General features: G+C 36.7%; 15 protein-coding genes. 4 read left to right on the top strand and 11 right to left on the bottom strand.

Annotated elements, in window-relative coordinates; genetic code table 11:
* Positions 1-64: 64 nt before the first annotated feature.
* Positions 65-562 carry a FliH/SctL family protein gene (locus MSBRW_RS21855; protein WP_048136533.1) on the bottom strand — a complete coding sequence of 166 codons (498 nt, stop codon included), beginning with the start codon at positions 560-562 and terminating at the stop codon, positions 65-67.
* A gap of 1,031 nt (positions 563-1,593) precedes the next feature.
* Here MSBRW_RS21855 and MSBRW_RS05775 point away from each other — a divergent pair.
* Together MSBRW_RS05775 and MSBRW_RS05770 are read left to right on the top strand one after the other, a co-directional pair.
* Positions 1,594-2,757, top strand: a complete 1,164-nt coding sequence (locus MSBRW_RS05775; protein WP_011308548.1) for an acyltransferase — start codon at positions 1,594-1,596, stop codon at positions 2,755-2,757.
* Between the two features lie 122 nt (positions 2,758-2,879).
* A complete protein-coding gene (locus MSBRW_RS05770) occupies positions 2,880-5,504 on the top strand; it encodes a LamG domain-containing protein (protein ID WP_157209512.1) in 2,625 nt (874 codons plus the stop codon).
* 337 nt (positions 5,505-5,841) lie between these two features.
* On the opposite strand, the gene MSBRW_RS05765 is transcribed toward MSBRW_RS05770, so the two are convergent.
* The 6 genes from MSBRW_RS05765 to MSBRW_RS05735 all read right to left on the bottom strand — a co-directional run bounded on the left by MSBRW_RS05765 (position 5,842) and on the right by MSBRW_RS05735 (position 13,516).
* Complete coding sequence (locus MSBRW_RS05765; RefSeq protein WP_196298030.1) at positions 5,842-6,471, bottom strand: PocR ligand-binding domain-containing protein; 630 nt, start codon at positions 6,469-6,471, stop codon at positions 5,842-5,844.
* 289 nt (positions 6,472-6,760) lie between these two features.
* A complete protein-coding gene (locus MSBRW_RS05760) occupies positions 6,761-7,858 on the bottom strand; it encodes a glycosyltransferase family 2 protein (RefSeq protein WP_011308551.1) in 1,098 nt (365 codons plus the stop codon).
* Between the two features lie 677 nt (positions 7,859-8,535).
* Positions 8,536-9,690 (bottom strand): cation diffusion facilitator family transporter, encoded by a 1,155-nt coding sequence (locus MSBRW_RS05755; protein ID WP_011308552.1) that lies wholly within the window; start codon positions 9,688-9,690, stop codon positions 8,536-8,538.
* A gap of 1,624 nt (positions 9,691-11,314) precedes the next feature.
* Positions 11,315-11,677 (bottom strand): nascent polypeptide-associated complex protein, encoded by a 363-nt coding sequence (locus MSBRW_RS05750; RefSeq protein WP_011308553.1) that lies wholly within the window; start codon positions 11,675-11,677, stop codon positions 11,315-11,317.
* 70 nt (positions 11,678-11,747) lie between these two features.
* Positions 11,748-12,068 (bottom strand): HesB/IscA family protein, encoded by a 321-nt coding sequence (locus MSBRW_RS05745; protein ID WP_011308554.1) that lies wholly within the window; start codon positions 12,066-12,068, stop codon positions 11,748-11,750.
* Between the two features lie 293 nt (positions 12,069-12,361).
* A complete protein-coding gene (locus tag MSBRW_RS05735) occupies positions 12,362-13,516 on the bottom strand; it encodes a hypothetical protein (RefSeq protein ID WP_011308555.1) in 1,155 nt (384 codons plus the stop codon).
* Positions 13,517-13,705: 189 nt separating this feature from the next.
* Between MSBRW_RS05735 and MSBRW_RS05730 the strand changes: the two genes are divergently transcribed.
* Together MSBRW_RS05730 and hisI are read left to right on the top strand one after the other, a co-directional pair.
* Positions 13,706-15,685, top strand: a complete 1,980-nt coding sequence (locus tag MSBRW_RS05730; protein WP_011308556.1) for an amylo-alpha-1,6-glucosidase — start codon at positions 13,706-13,708, stop codon at positions 15,683-15,685.
* A gap of 88 nt (positions 15,686-15,773) precedes the next feature.
* Positions 15,774-16,142, top strand: coding sequence for a phosphoribosyl-AMP cyclohydrolase (hisI, locus tag MSBRW_RS05725; protein ID WP_048103498.1), 369 nt, complete (start codon positions 15,774-15,776; stop codon positions 16,140-16,142).
* Positions 16,143-16,449: 307 nt separating this feature from the next.
* Here the strand turns inward: hisI and MSBRW_RS05720 are convergent, their stop codons facing one another.
* The 4 genes from MSBRW_RS05720 to MSBRW_RS05705 form a co-directional block, all read right to left on the bottom strand.
* The gene (locus MSBRW_RS05720) at positions 16,450-16,845 is read right to left on the bottom strand and encodes a hypothetical protein (RefSeq protein ID WP_011308558.1); all 396 of its coding nucleotides are present in this window, start codon (positions 16,843-16,845) and stop codon (positions 16,450-16,452) included.
* 749 nt (positions 16,846-17,594) lie between these two features.
* Positions 17,595-19,040, bottom strand: coding sequence for a hypothetical protein (locus tag MSBRW_RS05715; protein WP_048136532.1), 1,446 nt, complete (start codon positions 19,038-19,040; stop codon positions 17,595-17,597).
* 968 nt (positions 19,041-20,008) lie between these two features.
* Positions 20,009-21,211 carry a COG1361 family protein gene (locus tag MSBRW_RS05710; protein WP_011308560.1) on the bottom strand — a complete coding sequence of 401 codons (1,203 nt, stop codon included), beginning with the start codon at positions 21,209-21,211 and terminating at the stop codon, positions 20,009-20,011.
* 172 nt (positions 21,212-21,383) lie between these two features.
* Positions 21,384-22,169: a PGF-CTERM sorting domain-containing protein gene (locus tag MSBRW_RS05705; protein ID WP_011308561.1), complete on the bottom strand. Its 786-nt coding sequence runs from the start codon at positions 22,167-22,169 to the stop codon at positions 21,384-21,386.
* Positions 22,170-22,531 lie beyond the last annotated feature (362 nt).

Raw genomic sequence — 22,531 nt, 5'->3', positions numbered from 1 at the left:
AAGAGGTGGAGTTAAAAAATAATAAGAGGTAGAGTCAAAAAAATAAAAAAAGGTTGCTTTATCTTCAAGTATTCAAGCCTGCCTTATAACCTCTTGGGAAGCAGTCACTATAACCTCTTTCATAGCCTCTTGCATAATCGCTTTTTCTGGCTTCTTTCTTTATAAATGCACTGTAGGGCTTCCTGCTGTCAACTTTGCCTTCTCTAAATCCGTCTCTATAGCCGTCTCTGCAGCCGTCTTTGTAGCCTCTATCATATTCTTTTTGATTTCCGCCTGCTGACCCAGCTTTTAGGCCTGCCTTATAGCCTTTAGGGAAACAGTCACTATAACCTCTTTCGTAGCCTCTATCATAGTCGCTTTTTCTGGCTTCTTTCTTTATAAATGCACTGTAGGGCTTCTTGCTATCAGCTTTGCCTTCTCTAAATCCGTCTTTATAGCCATCTCTGCAGCCGTCTTTGTAGCCTCTGTTATATTCTTGCTGGTTTGCGCTTACCGCCGCAGCTGTCACTGATAATATAAAACAGACTACCAGCAAAATAGCCAATGTCTTTTTTATACCCATTTATTTACTCCCCAAATCTGTTTCAACCTTACCAATTGCCAACAAAGTCAATTTCAAACATATGCAACATAATAGTCATTAGTCATAGAGTATAATATTAATAGAAATATAAATAAGGAATAAATAAAAATCTCCGCATCGAAAGAACCAGGCTGTACATAGGCACAAAAACTTGACTTTAAACAGTATAGTCAAGTTACTGATTATTTTCCGGCAGTGTCTCGAATTTGTCGTAAATTCAAAATCAAATTGTTGTGTACGTGAGGAAATTAATCTTCTGATATGGTGTTTTCTATCATACTTTTTGAGGTTGTGATATTACAGAAAAAGAACATGATATTCTTTGAATAACAGGCACAAAGAAATGAAAGTACTCTACTTTACCTTTCTTTGACTATCGATCTCGTCATTACCTTAGGTGGTAATGTTGTCTTAATTTTGGTTTTTCAAGCCACTGCTAAACTAATCAGTGAATTGCCATAGAAGACTCAAATTTGATAAGGAGCAGAAAATCAAAAGGAATATGGAGAGCCAGTTTTATTCCGTACTTTCATGCTAAATTGACACACTGTCAGATTCACCGTTAAGTGCTCCTTCGTCTATATCTGTTCTAAGCTTCCCAGCATATAGTAAACTGGACATATACAAAGCAGAAAATGAGAGTAGAATGAGAACCTGTGAATGCTGGAAGTATTAACTGATTATTGAGATACCATCAAAATTAAATAAAAAAATTTTGAAGTTGAATTGTTCATGATAAAGTCTCAATACTCAGTTAGAAAAGTTTATAAATATAAATTCAATATTGCCTGCAAATTAGATAAGTGTGATAATTGAAGGTAATATATTCCTTTTTATAAATAGATTATTTTAAAATTGTTTGAATTTTCTTTGTGGCTAAAATTACCACGATTTATTCTAGTTAGGAATATACTTTGAACGACGTTCATACCGGCATTTTCAACATTTATAAAAGTTAGGTAGATAAATTTAAAAATAAATGAATGTGACTGAAAAAGTGATGAAAGCATATGAATCTACAGAAAAATAGAATAGAAGAAATTGATTATCTGAGAGGACTTGCTATATTAGCTGTAATAGCTATTCATACTTCTGCTAATTTCACAGAAATACGAGATATAAATCTGTTATTAATAATAAATGTGATAATAGATGTATTTTCACATTTTGCGGTTCCATCGTTCATATTTATATCTGGTTTTGTACTCTCTTTTATTTACAAGGGCCAGTTTTCAAAAAAAAGATTTTATGCAAAAAGAGTTAAATCAATACTTCCTCAATATATTATCTTCTCTGTTTTTTATACACTATTAAATATAGGATTATCTACGATAAATGGCAAAGCCAATTCACCTTCTATATTAACAATGATAATAAATTTGCTCACCACAAGTAGTTCCTATCATTTATGGTACTTTGCTGTGATAGGACAGTTTTACATATCCTACCCTTACATAATAAAAATATATAATAAATTTGCAGATAATAATAGGACACTCTATTTTGCAGGTATAATTTTAATAATTCAACAAATATGGATAGTAGTGAGTGATTTTGCTCAAACCGTCTTAGAGATGTCAACTTATCTAAATTCAATAAATTATTATTTAAACCTCCTTATAAACTCCTGGCTATCACTCATATTTCTTTCTTACATATTTTACTTTGTACTTGGAATTTATGCATGTCAAAATTACAAAAATGTAAAGAAACAAATTTTAAAGGTTAAAACGTGGGTTATTCTAGCAATCCTGGTTATGACAGGAATTATTTCTCTGTTATTTATAAAAGGCATTATTAGGTACGGAGATTATTACGAAATTCCACATACTTATTTTATGCTTCTAACCCTTATTGAATCATTATACTTCCCATTGACTATTTTAATAGCTTTAATAATTAGTTTGACTTTTTCAATCCAGAAAAATAAATATTCACACATTATTTTATCATTAGGAAAATATTCGTTTGGAATATATCTAATTCATGTATTTTATATAGATATTATTACTCAAATAGTATATCCACATTTTGAGATATCTAGTAACCAATTGGTATTTTACCCGGTTTTATTTCTATCAACAGTCTTGTTAAGTTATTTCAGTGTAAATCGAATTGCTCATTTGCATAGAAGTAAAACAATGATCGGAGTTGAATCATTAAACCCAAAATAAAATTTCTGTAAGTGAGCCAAATGAAAAATATTTACATATCATTAATAGCATCCTTACTACTGCTTACATCGGCAGGTGCTGCTTCTGCTGCACTACCATATTACATAGATCCTCAACATAATTTGTGGCTTAATATCAGCATGGACGGCAGTACACAATATTTCAATGTATATAATACGCCTGGATATTCTCCAAATGGAGATGCAGTCATGTGGGTATATGATAACTTCAGCTCAAGCAACTTAGACACATCAAAATGGACTAGTTATAAAAAAGGGAGTAGGAAATCAACCGTAGACATACAAAACGGACAGCTGATATTGTCAGGTGCAGGCGTGACCTCCTCTGCAAATGTTGTGCTGAACAAACCTTTCACTAATGGAATTGAACTGGCAGTTAATGAAACAATTTCAAAGGGTACCAGTGATGTAGGTACATATTCTGATGCTTCTTTTGGTTCTGGCCCACTTGCAGGTGTGACTAATGAAGTAGATTTAGATTTGTGGCACATATATCTCTATTGGCTGCACACGTTGATCTCTATCTTGAGACTCGACAATATGGTTGATATTGACAGTAGTTCCGAAACAGGTTGGTGGCATACGGTTTTCTCCACTACTGATGGCTCATTCCAAAGTCAGGGAATATCAAGATCAATAATTTGGGTAAATTCAAGCACTTCGGATGCTATTATGCCTAATCCCGGCATCACGCTAAGTGAGTACACAGGAGAAAATCTTCCACATACAGTTGCATATAGTTACGACACTTACGGCAATGCAAATATGAGTATGCTCAATGTAAACCAAAATCGACTCCCATTATCTATACCAGATCCATACGGTTGTAACCAGTTCAACAATGTAGATATTTATTATAATTCGTCTGGAGTATTTGGCCACAACTGGTGGATGCTTATTACAACACATTATATGTATTCAGACCGTAAGTATGAAAATGCATGTTTATATTATTCTGATGACGGACTGCTCTGGTATGCACCGCCAGGAGTAACAAACCCCATAGGAAAGTCGGTTGTATCTAAATATGACTCAAATGCTTATGGATCTGATCCTGATCTTGTATATAACCCTACAACTGGAAAATTCATGTGCTACTATGTAATTGAAAACGTTACCGGTAATGAAGATATAAAAGATTTGAAAGTTAGGACATATGATGGAAATACTGTTTCACCTGAAATGAAAGTTATTACACATGGAATATCACCAACCGTGTTGTATGATAACACAACCGGAATATTTTATATGTGGACTGTTGACACCGATTCCAATCCGAATGTAATATACAGATACACTTCAACTGACGGAGTAAATTTCAGTAATAAGCAAGCAGTTGGTCAATCAAGCGATTATGAAACCTGTCATATAAATATGATGAATCATCCTAAAGACTCAAAGCTCTATGCACTTTTTACATTCACAGGCAATAATAATCTATATCTTGCAACCACAAGCAGCTACACAGATAATTTTACAATTCAAAAATCACCCATTCTACGGGTTGATGACTCTTCATCTGCCACGCATAAGAATATTGAGTTATCTTGCAGTGCAGGTATATTTAGTAATGACGGAAACATTCTGAAACTATGGATAACTGCTAAAGATATCAATGGCGTTTGGACTGCTTTTTACACACAAGCAACTCAGGCAAATGGTATCTGGAAAGTTGGAAATTTCACAACCCTGCATGCTCCTGTTATGACAGTCAAAAATGAAAAGTGTCTCAATACCTCAAAACAGTGGATGCTCTCACAGGGCGACTACGTAAATAACAAAGGAGTCATAAGGAAAATCAACGAAATTTGGGGATACAAAATAGGTCACACACCAAAAGTAAAAGTAACGAATATGGGAACATACATGCAAATTGAAGTTGTGCCAACTGACTCTCGGACTGTGACTGATTACCAGGTGATGATCCCTGCTAGTTTTCTGGACTTACCGCACCAAAATGAATCTCTGGATATTGAACGCGTGCCAAATGACTCCGAGAACGTAACTGATACTCATGTGATGGCTCCTGCTAGTCTTCTGAACTTATCATCCCAAAGTGATTCTCAGGATAGCGAACGTGTTCAGTCAGGAACGGCCACATACCCTTCAAAAGGAGTAATTAATTGGAAAAGACAAAACTGGTATTTGACAGGTGGCAAAGCAAATCCTGGTAATAATTACTGGAATATTTCAGGTGCATGGATAGATAACCAGGATAGGATGCACTTAACAATTGTAAAAAACAACAGTATATGGGAATGCACAATGTTAAGCAGCCAAAATACATATCATTATGGTACTTTTACGTGGACTGTAGCTTCACCTGTTTACACATTTGACAAAAACAGTGCAATAGGACTTTGTACTTATTTAGATGATAATAATGCATCAACTGTAGGAATTTCAAGATGGGGTGACCATAATGGAAATCAACTATGGTATTCCATAGAACCTTCTAAAATAAAAGGAAATAGTAAGGCATATCTAGTTCCATCGAGTATCAAAGGCACAAACACGACTTATAGAATTGAGTGGAAACCCAATTATATAAGACTTACATCCATGCAGGCAGATGGAACAATAATAGCAGACTATAACAATACAAACATTTCTGCCATCCCACAAGAGCCTGAAAGTGTCATAATGAATTTATGGCTAATGGCTCCTCCATCTAATGGAAAAAACATTGAACTTATAATTAGTAACTTCACAGTTACTAACGATTGAATTACAAAGTGGCTTTTAAGCCACTAAACTACTTTCTCATAAATATTTAAGAAATGGCTGCCAAAAATTCTTCAATTGGAGTTGTTAGTATAGAGCCTAAACAAAAAAAATTTTAAGTTTGTTGTGGCTAAAAAGTTGCGCTGGCGCACCCCGCAGCAAGCTAGCGGGGTATTCGAATGAAATAAAATTAAAAATTCTTACAAACCGATTTTCCGTATTCCTGCCAGCTTAGACACGATTGTATTTGAACAAATTGGTTTTAAGATGAGATACAAACCAGCTAATGGGGCATGACAAGTAGTTATTAGTGATCAGTTTAGTAAACGCCAATAGGAATTTAACATTTATCCACATCCTTCTTGCTCAATCGCGGAACTTTTTCAAGCATTTCTATAGATTTTTCCTCGTCGAAGCCGTATTTTCTAGCCCAAGAACGAAAAAATTCATAGTCTATAGCCTCACATTCAAAAAAAAACTGCCCTGTAAAGATATTGGCGACATGAACATCACCTATCATAAAAGGAGTTACTATGCACCATATGTTGGTCTGACTCCTGTAAATCTTAAACTCCCCAGGAGAAACATTCATGAATAACTTTTCATCATTTTCCATGCAGCGTTTGCAGTCTTTGGGATATACACTATAGAATCTAATCAAGGTATCCTGCCACCCGACACCTGCTAAAACATTGCCTTTGAGATCAACCATGGCTATTGGAACGGAAGAACGTTTATAGAAATCATTCATAGGAGACTGGATTATCTGAGTTTCGATAATATTATTAACCTCTAAGTTCTCTGTCTTCTTTGTAGACAAGAGAACACTCCACAATACTCGCATTATGCACTGTTTACTTTTACTCAGTACATTCTCTACCTGTTTTTGCTTGATAATGTTTTGATTTATGTAGAACCCATCGAGAAGCGTGCAGCATTTGTCAAATCCAAGATGTGACTTTTCACTCACCCACCTGGGAATTGTCCAGTTTAATTCTAATAGTCCTTTTCGATTCTTCTGTAGGGCTCTTGTTTTGTATATGTCTTTTGACAATTTTATAGTAACGTCAGCCAAAACTAATATTGACACAAACGTCTGTAGGTATCTCGGCAGTAATTTATTCCAATCACTGAATTGATAATACGTGCGATACGTAAAAATCATATGCAGGTATCGTGTTAACAAAATATGCCAGAAGTTGAGTTGATTCGGTACATTATACGTGAAAATCATATGCAAGTACTGCGTCAATGACATATTACCAATCCTGATTAGGTTTAAAGAGAAAGAGGTAGTATGCATAGACTAGCTGAGCAATAGTAAACCACGCATAAAATATCTGAGGAATAAACGTTATTCTCACAAGATAGTCCCACTTACTGAGGTCCTGCACATATCGCAGTGTGTAAACACTGTCCACATACATTAAACTCATTACCATTATGAACATCCAGTTGGGATGATAAGCACCCTTAACTATGTCATACAAAGCATAATTTAGCAAAAGAATCTGGAAAGATAACATAATCCAGAAGAGTCCGGCGTTCAGGATGTCTTTTCTGGTGCTTTTATTCCATCCATGCTCCCACAATGTATCAAGCCCACCACGAAGCCAGCGGACTCGTTGCTTCCATAACTCGCTTAGTTTTAATGGAACGTCTGTCCAGGCATGCATCCCAAAACCTGCAGCTGTGTGGTAACCAAGCTCTTTTAGAGTTACCGTTAACTCGTAATCTTCGGTGATGTTATGCATATCATATAAAGTGCAGTCAAGTTTTCCAGTAGCTATGCGTCTTGCCATAACTGCTTTTATTGCTTCTACCTTATACACTGTGCACATCCCGTGCGCGACTTTAATCCCCCGATCCTGACTAACTCGGCTTCTGTCGAATTCTGCGTATTCGACATACTGCCAGTGATAGACTAATTTTTCAAAAAACCCGTTAGTTGTCTGTTTGACTACACCTGCACGAGAGCACACTGCCCCGAGTAGTGGATCTAGCTGAAATTCTATTAATGCTTGTTCAACAAGATCTGGAGCTACGATTGTATCACCATCGACTGATAGTACATAATCATATGAATTCAGATCGACATTTTTATAGGCAGTGTTCAGTGCCCCAGATTTTTTAAATTTATTCCCAACAGTTTCTATCAAACTTACGCGGTCATCAATGGCAGCTATACTTCTTACTATACTAACCGTATCATCTGTACTGTTATCACTTATTACAATAACATCGACTTTGACTGTTTGAGTAAGAATGGATTCTATGGTTGAGTGGATTATATCCGCCTCATTATGAGCTGGCACAAACGCGATGACATTGTTCTGTGGAGGCAGAACGTTTGTCATTTCGCAATTCCTCCTAATCACTTACTGCAAATAAATTTCAAATAATAATATAATAATATAATAATATTAGATAATAAAAAGTAACACTATAATTAGAATAATCGAGTGCCCCTATTAATTGGCATAATAAAACGGATGTAAGGAATTTATTTCAAGTATATAAAATTAACAGAATACTGCTGTATAGAAAAGATAAATGGCAGTTCTGTATACTTAAAGATACAAAAATCGTGAATTTTATTGAATGGAACTTTTAATTCTAATGCGTGAAGTCCCCTTCCTCGCCAGCTTCCGTTGAGAACCGGAAGTTGGCAGGTGGGGGATGAAAGCCGTCAAGTTCTGACATGTTTCTTTTAATTTTTAGTTAAGAATTCTATTTTATAAGATAATGCTTTTATTTTATAATATTAGACTCTCATTACAAAAAATAGTCATTGTCATGCTTAGTAGATGATGTTTTATTAAGAGTTTAGTTTTAAAAAGAGAGACAGTTACATAAAAAACAAATAGTTATTATCACAAAACCTGAAAATGACAGAAACCTTTAGGTTTACTTGAAAATAGCCTGAAGGTTCCGGCAAGTTCACCGAAACCTTATGATTAAATTAAGATAATCTCTTAGAAAAATAAGGCTTTTTTCAATAAAGTTCCAAGCAAACCTAAAATATCATGGAATCTCATCGGGAACAGGCATTCGAAATTTGCTTTTGTTTATCATGTAGAACTTCCGGGCTCTCAGATCCATAGTGATAGGATTCCCCTGAAGCTGTGAGAGGATCCACATGGATAGTAGTACCGGAAAGGTAAGAGAAGTTTTCAAGAAGTTTCTCTCTTATTGCATTGGCGATTTCATGCCCTTCCTCAACCGAAAGAGAAGAAGCAACGGAAGCATTGATCTCTGCATGGAGCCGGTGTCCTATCCAACGGACTCTAAGGTCCGTGACTTCACATACCCCGTCTACGCTTTCAGTAATATTTTTTACTTTATCGATGATTTCAGGCTCAACGCCGTCAAGAAGGCGGGTAAACACGAGCTTGCTTGAATCAAGGACTATTTTGAGGATACTGATTGTGATTAACATTCCAATGAGAGGGTCAATGATAGGATATCCAAGCCAGATGCCGATAGCTCCGATAAGAACTGCAAGGCTGGTGAAACCGTCCACTCTGGCATGGTATCCATCTGCAATAAGAGCAGCACTCCCTATTTCTTTTCCAACTTTCATCCTGAACTGGGCTACAATTTCGTTTCCTATACAACCTATAATTGCGGCAACAGCTACAGCCTGCAAATGTTCTACAGGCTGAGGGTTTAAGAAGCGGTTCACAGACTCATAACCCGCAACAGCAGCACTGAAAAAGATCAGGAAAACAACTATTATACCTGCAAGGTCCTCTACCCTGCCGTATCCATAAGAAAAGCGTTTACTTGGTTTTCTTCTGGCCAGGGAAAAAGCTATTGCAAGAGGAATTGCAGTTGATGCATCCCCAAAGTTGTGGATGGTATCGGCAAGAAGGGCAACACTGCCGGAAATAAAAACAATGAAAATCTGCAGAACGGCTGTGATCATCAGCCCTATAAACGACCATTTTACTGCCCAGAGCCCTTTGTTAATAGTAAGTATTGAAGGGTCAATGGTTCCATGAGTGTGGCTGTGCTCGTGGGAGCGTTCATGGGAGTGTGCCTGGAAATGAATACAGGAGTTACCATGAGAATGAGCATGAAGACAACGGAGGAAATTGAGAAGTCTGTTTTTTTGAATATTCTCATACAGCTGCTCGGAACCGTCTTCCTTTTCCAGAGGATGAGAATTGAAATTCTTTTCGGACATACTGACACCTTGATTAGTATTCAATTTTGAGCCTGCCTCAAACCTCATTTCATTCCTTACCATATAGATTTCATGAATGGTCTTTATGATCAGAAGCTCAATCGGCTACTGAGAACATAGGCTACTGAGAGACTAAGTTCAAAGATTAAATTTTGATTTACAGGATAAACTCATCAAGCAAACTTGAGGGCCCTTTTATAAATAGGTAGTTATCTTTAGAAAATAATTATTTATGCAGGAGTTCATACGTTTTTCTGGAGAAATGCCATAGAAAGGAACTTTTCGTCCAGATCAGTTCATATCTTATTTTTCTGTAAGAAACAAAATATTGGAAATTTATTACTAAAAGTCAGGGATGAGACAGTTTTCCGGATTGATAACTGACTATGAGATGGGTTTTTCTTACGGACTGATAAATTCATAAAATACTCCGGTTTTTAGTACCAGGGTTAAATTAGAATTTTTTACTAAGTTTTAAAACTTTATTATTACAAATCCTTACAGTATAATATGAAACTATGAGGCATTTAGAAAAAGAATCCAAAAAATGAAAATAAAAAAGGATGAATTTACCCTGATATATAAGTAAATATGAAAAACAGATGTCTGAAAAGATGAAAAATAAAAGGACAAACTGAGAACACAACTCAAGTTATGCCCATACTTAAGTTTTCACAAAAATCGGTTTCTCCTTCCTGAGACAGGAACCTTCATATCTATTTCATTTCTGCCGAAATCGGCAAAACTCAGTAGGTCTCTGGACAGTTATCTAATGAATTCTATCTAAATGTATATTCTCCGATTTTTATATTTGCATTACCTATGAAGCTAAGATCCATTACCCAAATCCATAACCTTACTTAGTTTTCGAGTTAAGTTAGGGATGGGAAAAATTCAATCCTCTATGTAAGAGCAAACAGACATGCAATAAGCTGGCGTTCGTCCCGGGATGGAACACTCCCGGGAGACGTACACCAGGATAGAAAACGGGCAAATTCTAAAATGAAATTGAGTTCGGAGGAATTAAACTATTCAAACAAAACCAATAGCTAGAACACCTGAAATAATATGGACTCTTGATATTAATGAAGATGGGAAATCTTATCAGGAGAATTACATGCTCCTGTTTCCCAGGTACGTCAGCGCAATTGACGAAGAATAAAGATTGGCAACCTTAAAAATAAGATTAAAAAACACAACCCAGTTTTCAAATATCTATCAAATATAGCTCGAGGGCAAATACTCTCGAGCAAACCTCCAAAAACATGTAATGGATAAACCTTTAAAAATTATGTAAAAAACCATGTAATACCTTACCAAGTATCGCTCGAGGGTAGACACTCTCGAGCAAACCTCCAAATTTTTGCAGTAACGAAAAATAAACTTACACCAACGGAAATCTGAATGGCTAACCTTTTTTGATTCAGGATAAATTTTGGTCCATCATACCGATGCCCAACTCTTGCTGTATCCACTAATGGGAGCGGAAGAGACGGAATCCTAGTGAGCAATAAATATAGATATAACTATAAATTTAAGCATAAAAATTTACAAAAATTTAGCAACGATTATAAAAACTCAGAAAAAGTTGATACTAATTATAAAAATCCACGAAAAAAATAAGTCAGGCAGAAGAAAGTGCCACAATGGCTTCTGCCAGATCTCCATTTGAATCATTCAGGGCTTTCCGGGCTTCATCTTCAGAAACGCCGGTCTGCTCCATTACGAGTTTTATATCTTCAGCGGGAATTTCCAGTTCTTTTGGGACTTCTTTTGCGTCACCTACGATCTGGTATGTCTCCGAACCCTGGACTTTCATGATAGTAACATTTGCATTCTCTATAATGATATTAGAGTCTGCAGTTTTTATAACTACTTCCTGAACATCCTTGAGTTCTTTAACATCAATCCCCATCTGTTTCATCATCTGTTTCATTTTAGCCGGGTTCATTCCCCGGCCTCCCATACCTCCCATTCCTGGGAACATAGGCTTGTTTCTCCTTTATTTTCGTATATTTTTCAGGTTTGGGTTCAATATCAGCGCGATTTTACTTTACTTAATGGCATCCGCCACAGGTGCCGCATCCACCGCCGGCATTTGGATTGCGGATAAGGAATCCCTTTCCGTTTTCGTCCTCAACAAAGTCAATACTGCCCTCAGAGAAGCTCCTTTCGATATCTTTTGCCATAACGAGTTTAATCCCGTTACTTTCCATAGTCACGTCATCTTCCTTCGTTTCATCATCAAAGGCTAAACCATACTGAATTCCACTGCAGGCAACCCCGGCAACAAAAATTCTGAGAGCAAGCTCAGGTTTCTCTTCCTGTTCAATCAGTGTTTTCAATTCTGCAGCAGCTCTGTCTGTTACTTCTATCATTTACGCACCTCTTTTTACTTTTTATACTTATGAAATATTTATGGGTTTTAGTTTCTATAAGATGCCATCCGTTACAGATTAAAGATAATATCCAAACGTTATATACTCTTGCATCGGGCGAATATAACGTTTATTGTAAAATTGCGCTTTTTCCTGAAAAAAACTTTTTCGCAGGAGTCTGGGAGGATAGGACCTGGATTCTTTTTCAAGAAATCCTGCTATTCTGCCAGTATATAAAAATATATCTTCTATTTTATATATTTTTCTTCCAATACTTGTTTTAGGTTTCCAATTCACAGAAATTCGGCATCTTCATCAACAGGCTCCTCAAGAACCTTTGCATTATAAGCATTGATTTCCAGAGAGTTACGTTTCCCTTTCACTTCCCAGACAGGGATATACACAAGCTCCATATCAAGCTGTATTTCATCAGACCTTGGGCCAATACTCCTGTGTTCATATATAACAGCCTGTCCTTCCGTATTGTTAAAACGTATCTCGCGTGTATTCTCCTCTTTAATAAAGTCCAGAAGAATTTTTCCGGCCTGTTTTTTGTCCACATTCGGTCTTTTTAACTCATACTGCACGGCAGGAACCCTTGTAGGTGTGCCAAACCCTTCTATCTCCATCTCTTCCTTTGACTTATTTAGAGCATTAAGAAATCCCTTTCCCTTTCCGGCAATGGTCAGGACTTTTGATCTGAAGCGTTTCTCCGCCTCAACATTGTATCTATATTTCCAGAAAGGTACAAACTTTAAAACTGCATCCTTAGGGTTGTATATATATGGTTTTGCAATAATAATAGCCTGGTTTTTAGAAATCCTTGGTTCTACAGACCTTATATTCAACACTTCGTATGACTCGGTTTCTGGAACTTCAACCTGTTCCGGCGTCCTTAAATTTTTTTTAATTTCAAAGATCCGTGTCAGAGATTGATTTTCAAAAGAAATTTTTTTGGCCTCTGATTGCTGGTTCTGAAGGGGTAAGAGATCTTCTTTAAAGTAAGGCTTCTCTCTGGAGTCTTCTTTTAACTTCCAGTTTTCGACAGGTAATTCGAAAATTGTTTGCCTATACTGATCTCGTGCATCATTTGATATTTGATTCTCTGGTTCAGAATACGAAATATTTGATTTATGGTCTAAATTTACAAGAACTGCTCTTCCAATTTGAAGGGCCAGTTCATCCCTGTCCCAAACATAGATCCCAAGTTCAGCTGCATAATCGATTAATTCTTCAGACCCCTTCTGGGTCATTACATAGATTCCTGTACAGTCCCCTATTTTTTCTGTAAAGGCTTTTATCTCCTCGCGACCCGATTGCAGGGCACATCTGACATAAGCTTTATGTTTGTTTTTCTCCACAAAAATATCATACTGGCTGGATATTGTGGCATTGTATCCAGAAGATTTGAAGATATCAACAAGGATTTCTAAAAGGTCTTGCTTCATGATTCTCACTTTCTTATATCCTGCACAGCTAAAATAGTTTATGATTACATTTGAAATTTTCTAACTTAATATTTGTTATTATAAGCTAGCTTTTTTACTTTCCTGGCTCCTTTTACTTTCCTAGATTTCCTCACTTCTTAGTTCTGGGGATACTAATATTTAAGAAATCAAGTCCTAACCAGATATATTATGAGTGGAATCAGGTTTGGAGCAGATTCCTTTTCCACATACGAGGAAGGAATAAAGAAAGAGTGGATCGTAGGAAACGGACTCGGGGGATATGCCTCATCTACAGTAATAGGGACAGGCACAAGGACTTATCATGGACTGCTTGTGGCAGCTCCAGAAAACCCACCAGGAAGGTTTGTATTGCTTTCTTCCCTTGATGAGGAAGTTTCGATTAACAAGGAAGTTTATCAGCTTGCAACCCATAAGTATCCTGATACTGTGTTTCCTTCAGGCTTCAGTTACCTCTCCAAATTTATCCTTGTTCCTTTTCCTCTCTGGGTTTACCAGCCCGGAGACTTTACCATAAAGAAAAAAGTCTTCATGATTCACAACAGCAACACAACCTGCATTCTCTATGACATTAAATCCAGGAGAGAAGGAGCTCTGCTAAGAATCTTTCCGCTGGTAAATTCCAGAAATTTCCATTACACTGTTCATTCAGGAGAACTTTCCTTTAGTCAGAAGGCCGATCCTGCAGGAGTAAAATTGGAAAGCTCTAACGGCTGTACCTTCTCGCTTTCATCCAATCTTCAATATCATTCCGATCCTAAATGGTACTATAACTTTGAGTATGATACTGAGAAGCAAAGGGGACTCAACTTCCAGGAAGATAATTTCAATCCGGGTTACTTTGAAAGCAAACTCAAACTGGGTACCTCCCATTTTTTCATTGCCGCTTCAACCGAAGATATTTCTTCTCTGACGCTCGAACAGGTTGAAGAATCCTATACAAGAGAAACCTACCGACAAAATCTTCTTGCCTTCAATTCAAGGCTTACCGAACCCTTTGCTCTTAAGCTTCTCAGGGCAACAGACTCTTTTATAGTGAAGAATCCTTCTTCAGGTGAAAGTACAGTGATTGCAGGATATCACTGGTTTTCAGACTGGGGGCGGGACACTATGATCTCTATTCCTGGCTTGCTTTTAATTCCCCGTCGTTTTGAAGAGGCAAAATTCATTCTCAAAAACTTTTCCAGGAATTGTAAGAGAGGCCTGATCCCGAATGCTTTTCTGGCACTTGGAGGGGAACCAATTTATAACACTGTGGACGCTTCTCTCTGGTTTATTCACACTGTGGGCCGATATTTCGCATATACGAAAGACTTCCTTTTCCTCTCGGATGTCTGGGATACCGTGGAGAACATCATAGAGAATTACCGTAAAGGTACGGATTTTGGAATTGGCATGGATTCCGATTATCTTATCCGTCAGGGTCCTCAGTTAACCTGGATGGATGCTAAAATAGGGGAACAAGCAGTGACCCCAAGAGCAGGCAAAGCCTGTGAAATTAATGCTCTATGGTATAATGCCCTGAAAACAGCCTCTAATCTGGGCACTCATTTAGGAAAAAATATTTCCTCATATGAAACTCTTGCAGCCGGAGTAGCTTCAAATTTTGAGAGTGTATTCTGGAATCCGGAGACAAATTGCCTCTTTGACCTCGTGTCTCAGGACGAAGCAGGAAATGAGATAAAAGACCCTGCGATCCGCCCCAACCAAATCTTCGCAGTAGCTATGCCTTATACTAGTCTGTCACTTGAGAAAGAAAAAGCAATAGTAAGGAGAGTTGAAAAAGATCTCCTTACTCCTTTTGGGCTTAGAACTCTTTCAAGTGACCATCCTGCTTATAAAGGACACTATCAAGGAGATGCGGCAGCCAGAGATGCCGCCTATCATAACGGGACGGTCTGGCCCTGGCTCCTTGGAGCTTATGTGAAAGCTTACCGGAAGGTTCACAACTATTCTAAAGAAAGCCTTGAAGATATGCGGGCTCTCCTGCAGGGTTTTGATACGCACCTTGAAACTGCAGGCATAGGCACAATTTCCGAAGTATTTGACGGGGATTATCCTTATACTCCAGGAGGCTGCATTGCTCAGGCCTGGAGCGTTGCGGAAATTCTCAGAGCGTACGTTGAGGATGTACTTGGAATCAAACCCTGAAAAAAGAGCTAGGTTTAATTTCGTTTCTCGGGCACCCTTAAGATCTAATGCCCTCTCTTTTTTATACTTGTTTTGCAATTTATCTCCCATGATTGATTTTGATGCTTTGAAATCCGAGAAGGGTCTTATCCTTGCTGTGGTTCAGGACCAGCTTAGCAGGGAGGTGCTCATGTGCGCCTATATGAACCGGGAAGCCCTTGAGAAGACCGTAGAGACCGGAATTACACACTTCTGGAGCAGAAGCAGACAGCAGTTATGGAAAAAAGGAGAGACTTCAGGGCATGTACAGAAAGTGAAAGAAATAAGGGTTGACTGTGACATGGACTCTCTTCTCCTGCTCGTGGAACAGGTAGGTGGAGCCTGCCATATGGGATATAGATCCTGTTTTTATAGAAACCTTGAAGGAGAGGTTGTGGGAGAAAAGGTCTTTGAGCCTGATGAGGTATATAAATCTTAATATTTGAGACTAAAATTTAAGAAACGTTGAGTTCTTTATTTCTTTTTTTATTTTTATCATTTTATGGATAGGACTTACGCGGTTAAATCGAAAAACAGCAGCATGGAACCTTAAACTGTACTTTCCTACAATGCTTATTACAGAACTGCTCGCATTTTATCTTAGCTCATTTACTGCGTAAGTCCTATCAAAAAGACTCCAGTAATTTTAGAGTCCCACTGTTTCTGCAACCGATGCGGAGTATACAAATGGGTCTTTATTAGTATAATTTATCCACAGCTTAGTCCATGGTTAGACTTATCAACTGTTAACAACAGCCCCAACAGTCGTCACAATAGCATCCGATACATACTTTGTCACAACAATAGCTTCTACATCCGTTGTTACAACAGCCTCCCCATCCGTTGTCACAATAGCCTCCTTTGACACCACCAAACCAGTTATTCTCTACGAAGTCTAAGTATTTGTTGCCCAGCTCTTCTTGAGTTACTTTTTGAGCTGCCTTTTGACCAACCACTTTAGCTGGTTTTTCTTTAGCTGGTTTTTCTTTAGCTACCTTTTCTTTAGCGCAGCTTTTACATTTATCATCCTTGTCTTTTGAAGTGCATGCACTTGCCGATGCAGCTGTCACTGCTACTACAAAAAAGACCGCTAACAAAATAAAGACTGTCTTCTTTATTTTGTTAAATTTTTGTTCTCTCATCTATATCATCTCCACCATTATGCTAGATTCGATACAATTTCACCATTGCTGGTTCTTCAATTCACTGTTTATGGGCAAATATACTTAATTTAAGAATCAATAATCTGCGCACATTTCTGGAAGACTATCTAATTAGTAAACTATATTGCTTTATTATTTGCCGATAAAAGCGATTTTTCATTGTATCGCTAGTTTATTATTATCCAGAGGATATAATAATTATGGAAATATAAATTAGAAACCAATATTATAGAAAGTTCGATTTTTTATATTCAAATAAGTAGTAAATATATAAAATATCGTTATTTTTATTTAAATCTGATATATAAATGACGAATTTACCGTTTTTTAATAAATTTGAATTTAAGTTCATTTTCTAGCTATTAATTACTTGTAAAAATTTGAATTTAAGTTCATTTTCTAGCTATTAATTACTTGTAAAATTTACTTTCATCTACTCTCTGTAATTTTTCAGGCTTTTTGCATTATAAAAACTTCATTGGCCAATAAAAATATCAAATCAGAACAAACTATTAGTTTTGAGTACAAAAATGAAAATTTCAAAATCAGCTTAATATTGAGCTCATCCCAAAACTCAACATCACTTCCCAGAATTCAGATTCCAAATAATCAACCGATCTTCGGATTACGAAAATATTTCTGAGACCTTATGTGGGATAAAATTGGTTTTGGATGAGCTCATCACATGAATCCTCAGAGATTTAACTTTTGAATATATTCTATCTGCTTTATACGACATTTTGTTGTTGATGCGACACTATATTACCTGGATTGTTATCCTTATAGAACACAGATAAGTTTCTACTCTCAAGGAAAGAGGCCCTCTGGCGAACAATAGTTGTATTCGGGTATAAGGTTTTTAAATTTTCACTTGGTTGAAACTTGTAGTTTTCAAGATAGTTAGCCATAGATTCCCTTTCAGTCTTTGTCTCTTTGCCTTCCTGGATTCCCATTATTAAATGGGTTGCAACACTCATAAAAAGTAATGCCAGTATTATACCCATTAATAAATAGTTATAGTTTAATTTCTTCTGTAAAATTAAGGGCTCTTGAGATTTTATGTTGTTTTTACAGTCTGGAATTCCTAAGTCCAAGTAGTTAAGCTCTATGAGGTATAGTGCAATTATACTCCAGTAAGTGAGCAGGTAATACCTTTGTGACAGCATAGATTCAGTTCCAAACCCTGATCTCCCCAGGGAAATTTCTAGGGAAACAAGCAGAGAATATAACATTAAAGCGTACCATTTTGCATTCTTATTTATCCTGAGGTTCTTTCTATTCAATAAGATTATACAAAATAATAGAATTAACATCAAAATGCCTATTACTCGAGAAGTATCTAGATCTCTAGATATTGTCGATCCGAATGAGCTGAGAAAGTCAAGGACTCCATTTACAGGGTTCTGGAAGGAATACAAAAGAGAGGGATGTTTACTAGGCTTTACATAGTCATGAAAATATATCCCGACTACTGCTATTGCACTAACACACCAGAGCACTATTTTCTTTCTTTTTTGCTCTGAATCCTTCAAAAAGATTAGCATCAAGCATACAGGCCATGTTGAAAGTCCTGCCACAAACGAAAATGTAGAAATTATTGCTGCTATAATTGAGCTTATAAATATTAAATCAAAGTTTTTACTTTTATCAATCAGGTATAATGCAGATATCAATCCAAAGATTTCCATGGATTGCCCTATGCGTACACCATAAAGCACATTGCTCATCTGGAATAAATTGAAGAAGAAAAAGGATACTGGTATAAATTTTAAGCAGGAAGATTTACTTATAGAATGATCCTTTACATACATTAAGTATAAAATAATAAATGAAACACAATACAATGCGTACATAAAATATATTTCGTATAAGACATTGTAGTGGGTAAACTCAGCCAGTATAATCATAACTACATTCGGGAAAAACGGCCTGCTTTCATTATGTTGTGCTAGTAAGTCAAAAAAAGTCAGTTGTGAGTTATATAATTTCTCGAGAAAAACCGGTACTGTATCCCATTGATCCCAATAAGGAACGTTAACTCCATATGCACGAATGTAAATAGCGCCAATTATTAGTGGCGCTATTAATAACGCAATAATTATACTCCACTCAAACTTGTTTTTAAAAGTTTGAGTTCTTATATTTTTCAAAGAATCGATGCAATTAACTTCCAAAATATCACCAGTTGTTTTTTAAATAATTGATTCAAAAAACCAAAATTGCCTTTCTCAAATCTCGTATTCAGCGCAATCAATCGATTGTTTGAGCTTGAAAATTTATGAAAATTCTATTCACGCCCTTTTAATATTTAATGCATCTCGTGGAAACAACTTCTTTACTTCCGTTCTTTCAAATCATGTTCTCATTGTGTGGATATAGTGGAAAAAACTGAAACGTATCTGTTTCTCGATGTCTCTTGTTTTCTAATCTTTTATTATAGTGGATTTTAGAATACGCGAACCTTAATGCTGTTTTATCGGTTTGTTGATCATAAAGAGCACTTGGATAATTCCTTATAGGATTTGTCTTATATAAAAATTAGTATAAATTGACGCAAAACTAAATTGTCTTATATAAAAATTAGTATAAATTGACGCAAAACTAAATTGTCTTATATAAAAATTAGGTAACTATTCAAGTAGCTTTATTAAAGCTACACAATTTTCCTCGTTCCGAGGAAAAATTGGATATAATCCAAATTTAACAGATTCTATTAATTAATATGGTAGTTTCATACAAAAAACACATTGAAATATGATCGTTTTTATAGGAGCAATTACGTTGATAATGTTAAGTGCTTTAGCGTTTTCAGGCTCACAGGGAGATATTAAACTTATAAATAGTTCCTCACAAGATAACATTAAACCTGCAAATAATGATATGCCCTTAAATCAGAATAAATTATTAAACTCAATTAAAGAATTAAACCAACTTGTATAACTCTGCGTTTTCACAAAACAACGTAGGATGAGAGGGTAAACTTCTGTAATTCATAGGATTGTCCTCTCCTCACACCCTCCGACAATTTAGCTATAATCCGGTTTTCTTTTTATACGCGCAAGTATAAATATGTACAATGCATGCACATACATATTAACACGCCCGCACGATGTTAGTTTTAGAATTAACATTCCTGAAACCGTTAACGTCTTTTTAAGATAAATACCGCGACTAATGTGAATACCAGGCTCATCAGCCTAAATCCAGGCAGGGATTCTTCTACAGGATACGACTTTGTTTCGACCTTTATAGGTAGATTAAGCGTATAATCTTCGGCGTTTTCAGTATCTTCCCCGAAATAATAAACCACCCTTCCCTCAACATTAAAGTCTCCAGGCTGGTTGGTTTCAATCCTTACTTCGATGTCCCTGCCCTGTCCGGGTTCAAGTTCGTAGGTTGTCGTATACTGTCCTGCGCCCGACTGGACAAACTCTGAGGAAGAAACACTCATTCCTGAGGGTGGAATTATTATGACCTGGACGTGCATGACAGGTTTTGTGATAAGATTAACGGCTGAAAGCTTAAGCAGAATGTCTTCCCCAGAAACAACCCTGGTCTTCTCACCGTGAAGATTGACACTTGCAGAAGGCGGTGCAGCAGATTTTGAATTTTCAGTTGATCCTGAACTTTCCAAAGCCTCTTTTTTTACAGGTTCGGATTGTACATATGTGTTATTCTCTACTATAGTGTACTCTGAATGTTCTATATGGTACGAGTTTCCGATATAATGCGAAGAATCACCTTCTGTATCCTCTGCAACTCCCATCTCTCCTGAAGTTTGATTTTCCGTACCTTCGGTTTCTACTGTCTCATACCCCGAAGACTGATTTACCAGGTTCTTGGAAGACGCCGTTTCGTTATTTGTCGAGAAGTTTGTTTCGGCCTCTTCATTATCAGGCTCTATTTCCGTATATTCCGAGAGATTTGTTTCGGCCTCTTCATCATCAGGCTCTATTTCCGTATTTTTCGAGAGATTTGTTTCGGCTTCTTCATCATCAGGCTCTATTTCCGTATTTTCCAAGAGATTTATTTCGGCTTCTCCATCATCAGGTTCTATTTCCGTATTTTTAGTAGGCTGAGTTCCTTCACTTTCGTTCTCATCATTTCCTGAGCTTTGCATGTCTGTATCTTCAGAGGAGTCTAACTGCTCTTCAAAAGATTCTAACTGCTCTTCGGAATTCTGTGCCTCTTCTGAAGGCTGCTCTTCTTCAGAAACCTCTGTTTTGTTCTTGTAAGAATCTGTCGAAGCTTCAGATGAAGCATATACACACGAAACGTTACTTACCAGGAAACAACCAATTAAGAGATAAACTATTAGAGTTTTTAAAATGGCCCTCTCAGACATTATACCACCTTTTTTTGGGCTGCCATCTGTAAATACCCAGTAAAATACCAGTATAAGCTTAAGTAAAAGGCTTCTCTGGATTACAGATGCCTTTCTTAACTGTAAAAATTTAAAAAAGGAAAAATGTATGTATTTTTCCCACAATTGCGTTTAAACACTTTTTTAACCTGATTTACTTCTTCTTAACAGCATAAACCCCTAACAGACCTATAGCTGCAACTAGTATTCCAAATCCAGGAGCACTAAATGAACCCTGTCCTTCAGCTTTTACTCCTCCAGTATTTTCAGCTTCGACTTCTCCATTATCATCAGAGCTGGAAGCCTTTTCAGAATTTTCGGAAGCTTCCTTGACTTCAAAAGGATGACTGAGTGAAATCGGGTTGTAACTGTCCTTATTGTCTCCAGGCCAGTAGAGACCACTGAAATGTACAGTATAAGTGCCGACTTTATCTCCCTTGAGATCAATAGAGATTGTCCGGGCACTTCCGGAAGGCACGGAAAATGTTCCATAAGCCGTACCAGCTGCACCAGTCTGAGCAAAATCCTGTCCGTATACATGAATCCCAGAGGGTACGCCAATCCTTGCATCCACATTCAGAGTCACATCATTGAGGGACGGATTATCAATATAGAGTTCAACAAGGCCATCTTCGTCTTTGGTTATTACATCATTAACCGGCCTCAGTACCACAGTCGGTCCCACCCTGAACTTCTGTTCAGCCACAGGAGTTTCTGTCGTAGGTTCAGTCTGGTTTATGGACTCAGTCTTGTTTATGTTACATGTCTGATTCTGTGATGTAGATTGATTAGTAGATTTATTGACACATTCGTTGGTCTTTAAAACCTTTGATACCGTTTCGTTTACTACGGGGTTATCGGCGGCACCAGCAACAGCAATTGAGAGTACAGCCCCAGAAATAAAGATCAACATCAATAGCATGGGCAAATAGTTTTTCAATTTTATACCTCCTTGCAGGGGTATTAAATTACCTGTACAATAGTTTTTTGAAATAATTTTTTCTAAAATTCTCAGCGTTGATCTTCACAGATCAAAGTTTACTTTAAATCAATATTTTCCAGTACGTAATGAGCATCTTTTCCAGCACGTAATGAGCATCTTGGTTTAATTTATTTTCGACTTTTTTGATAATATCCTGAATATTCTACTTACGTCCAATGATAATTTAAATGAGAAGTATGATTTAATGTGGCCTTACTATTTTTTGTGCCTATTATTGGGGTTATTGGTGTTTATTTATATTTTCTTGGGATATTTGAGTATGTACCTTTTCATGCGATATTTGTTTATGTCTCTTTTTC

Origin of the sequence: Methanosarcina barkeri str. Wiesmoor, assembly GCF_000969985.1 — an archaeon.
GTDB classification, from domain to species: Archaea; Halobacteriota; Methanosarcinia; order Methanosarcinales; family Methanosarcinaceae; genus Methanosarcina; species Methanosarcina barkeri_B.
The sequence above is the reverse complement of the archived record's forward strand: the minus strand, read 5'-3'. Positions and strand labels throughout refer to the sequence as shown.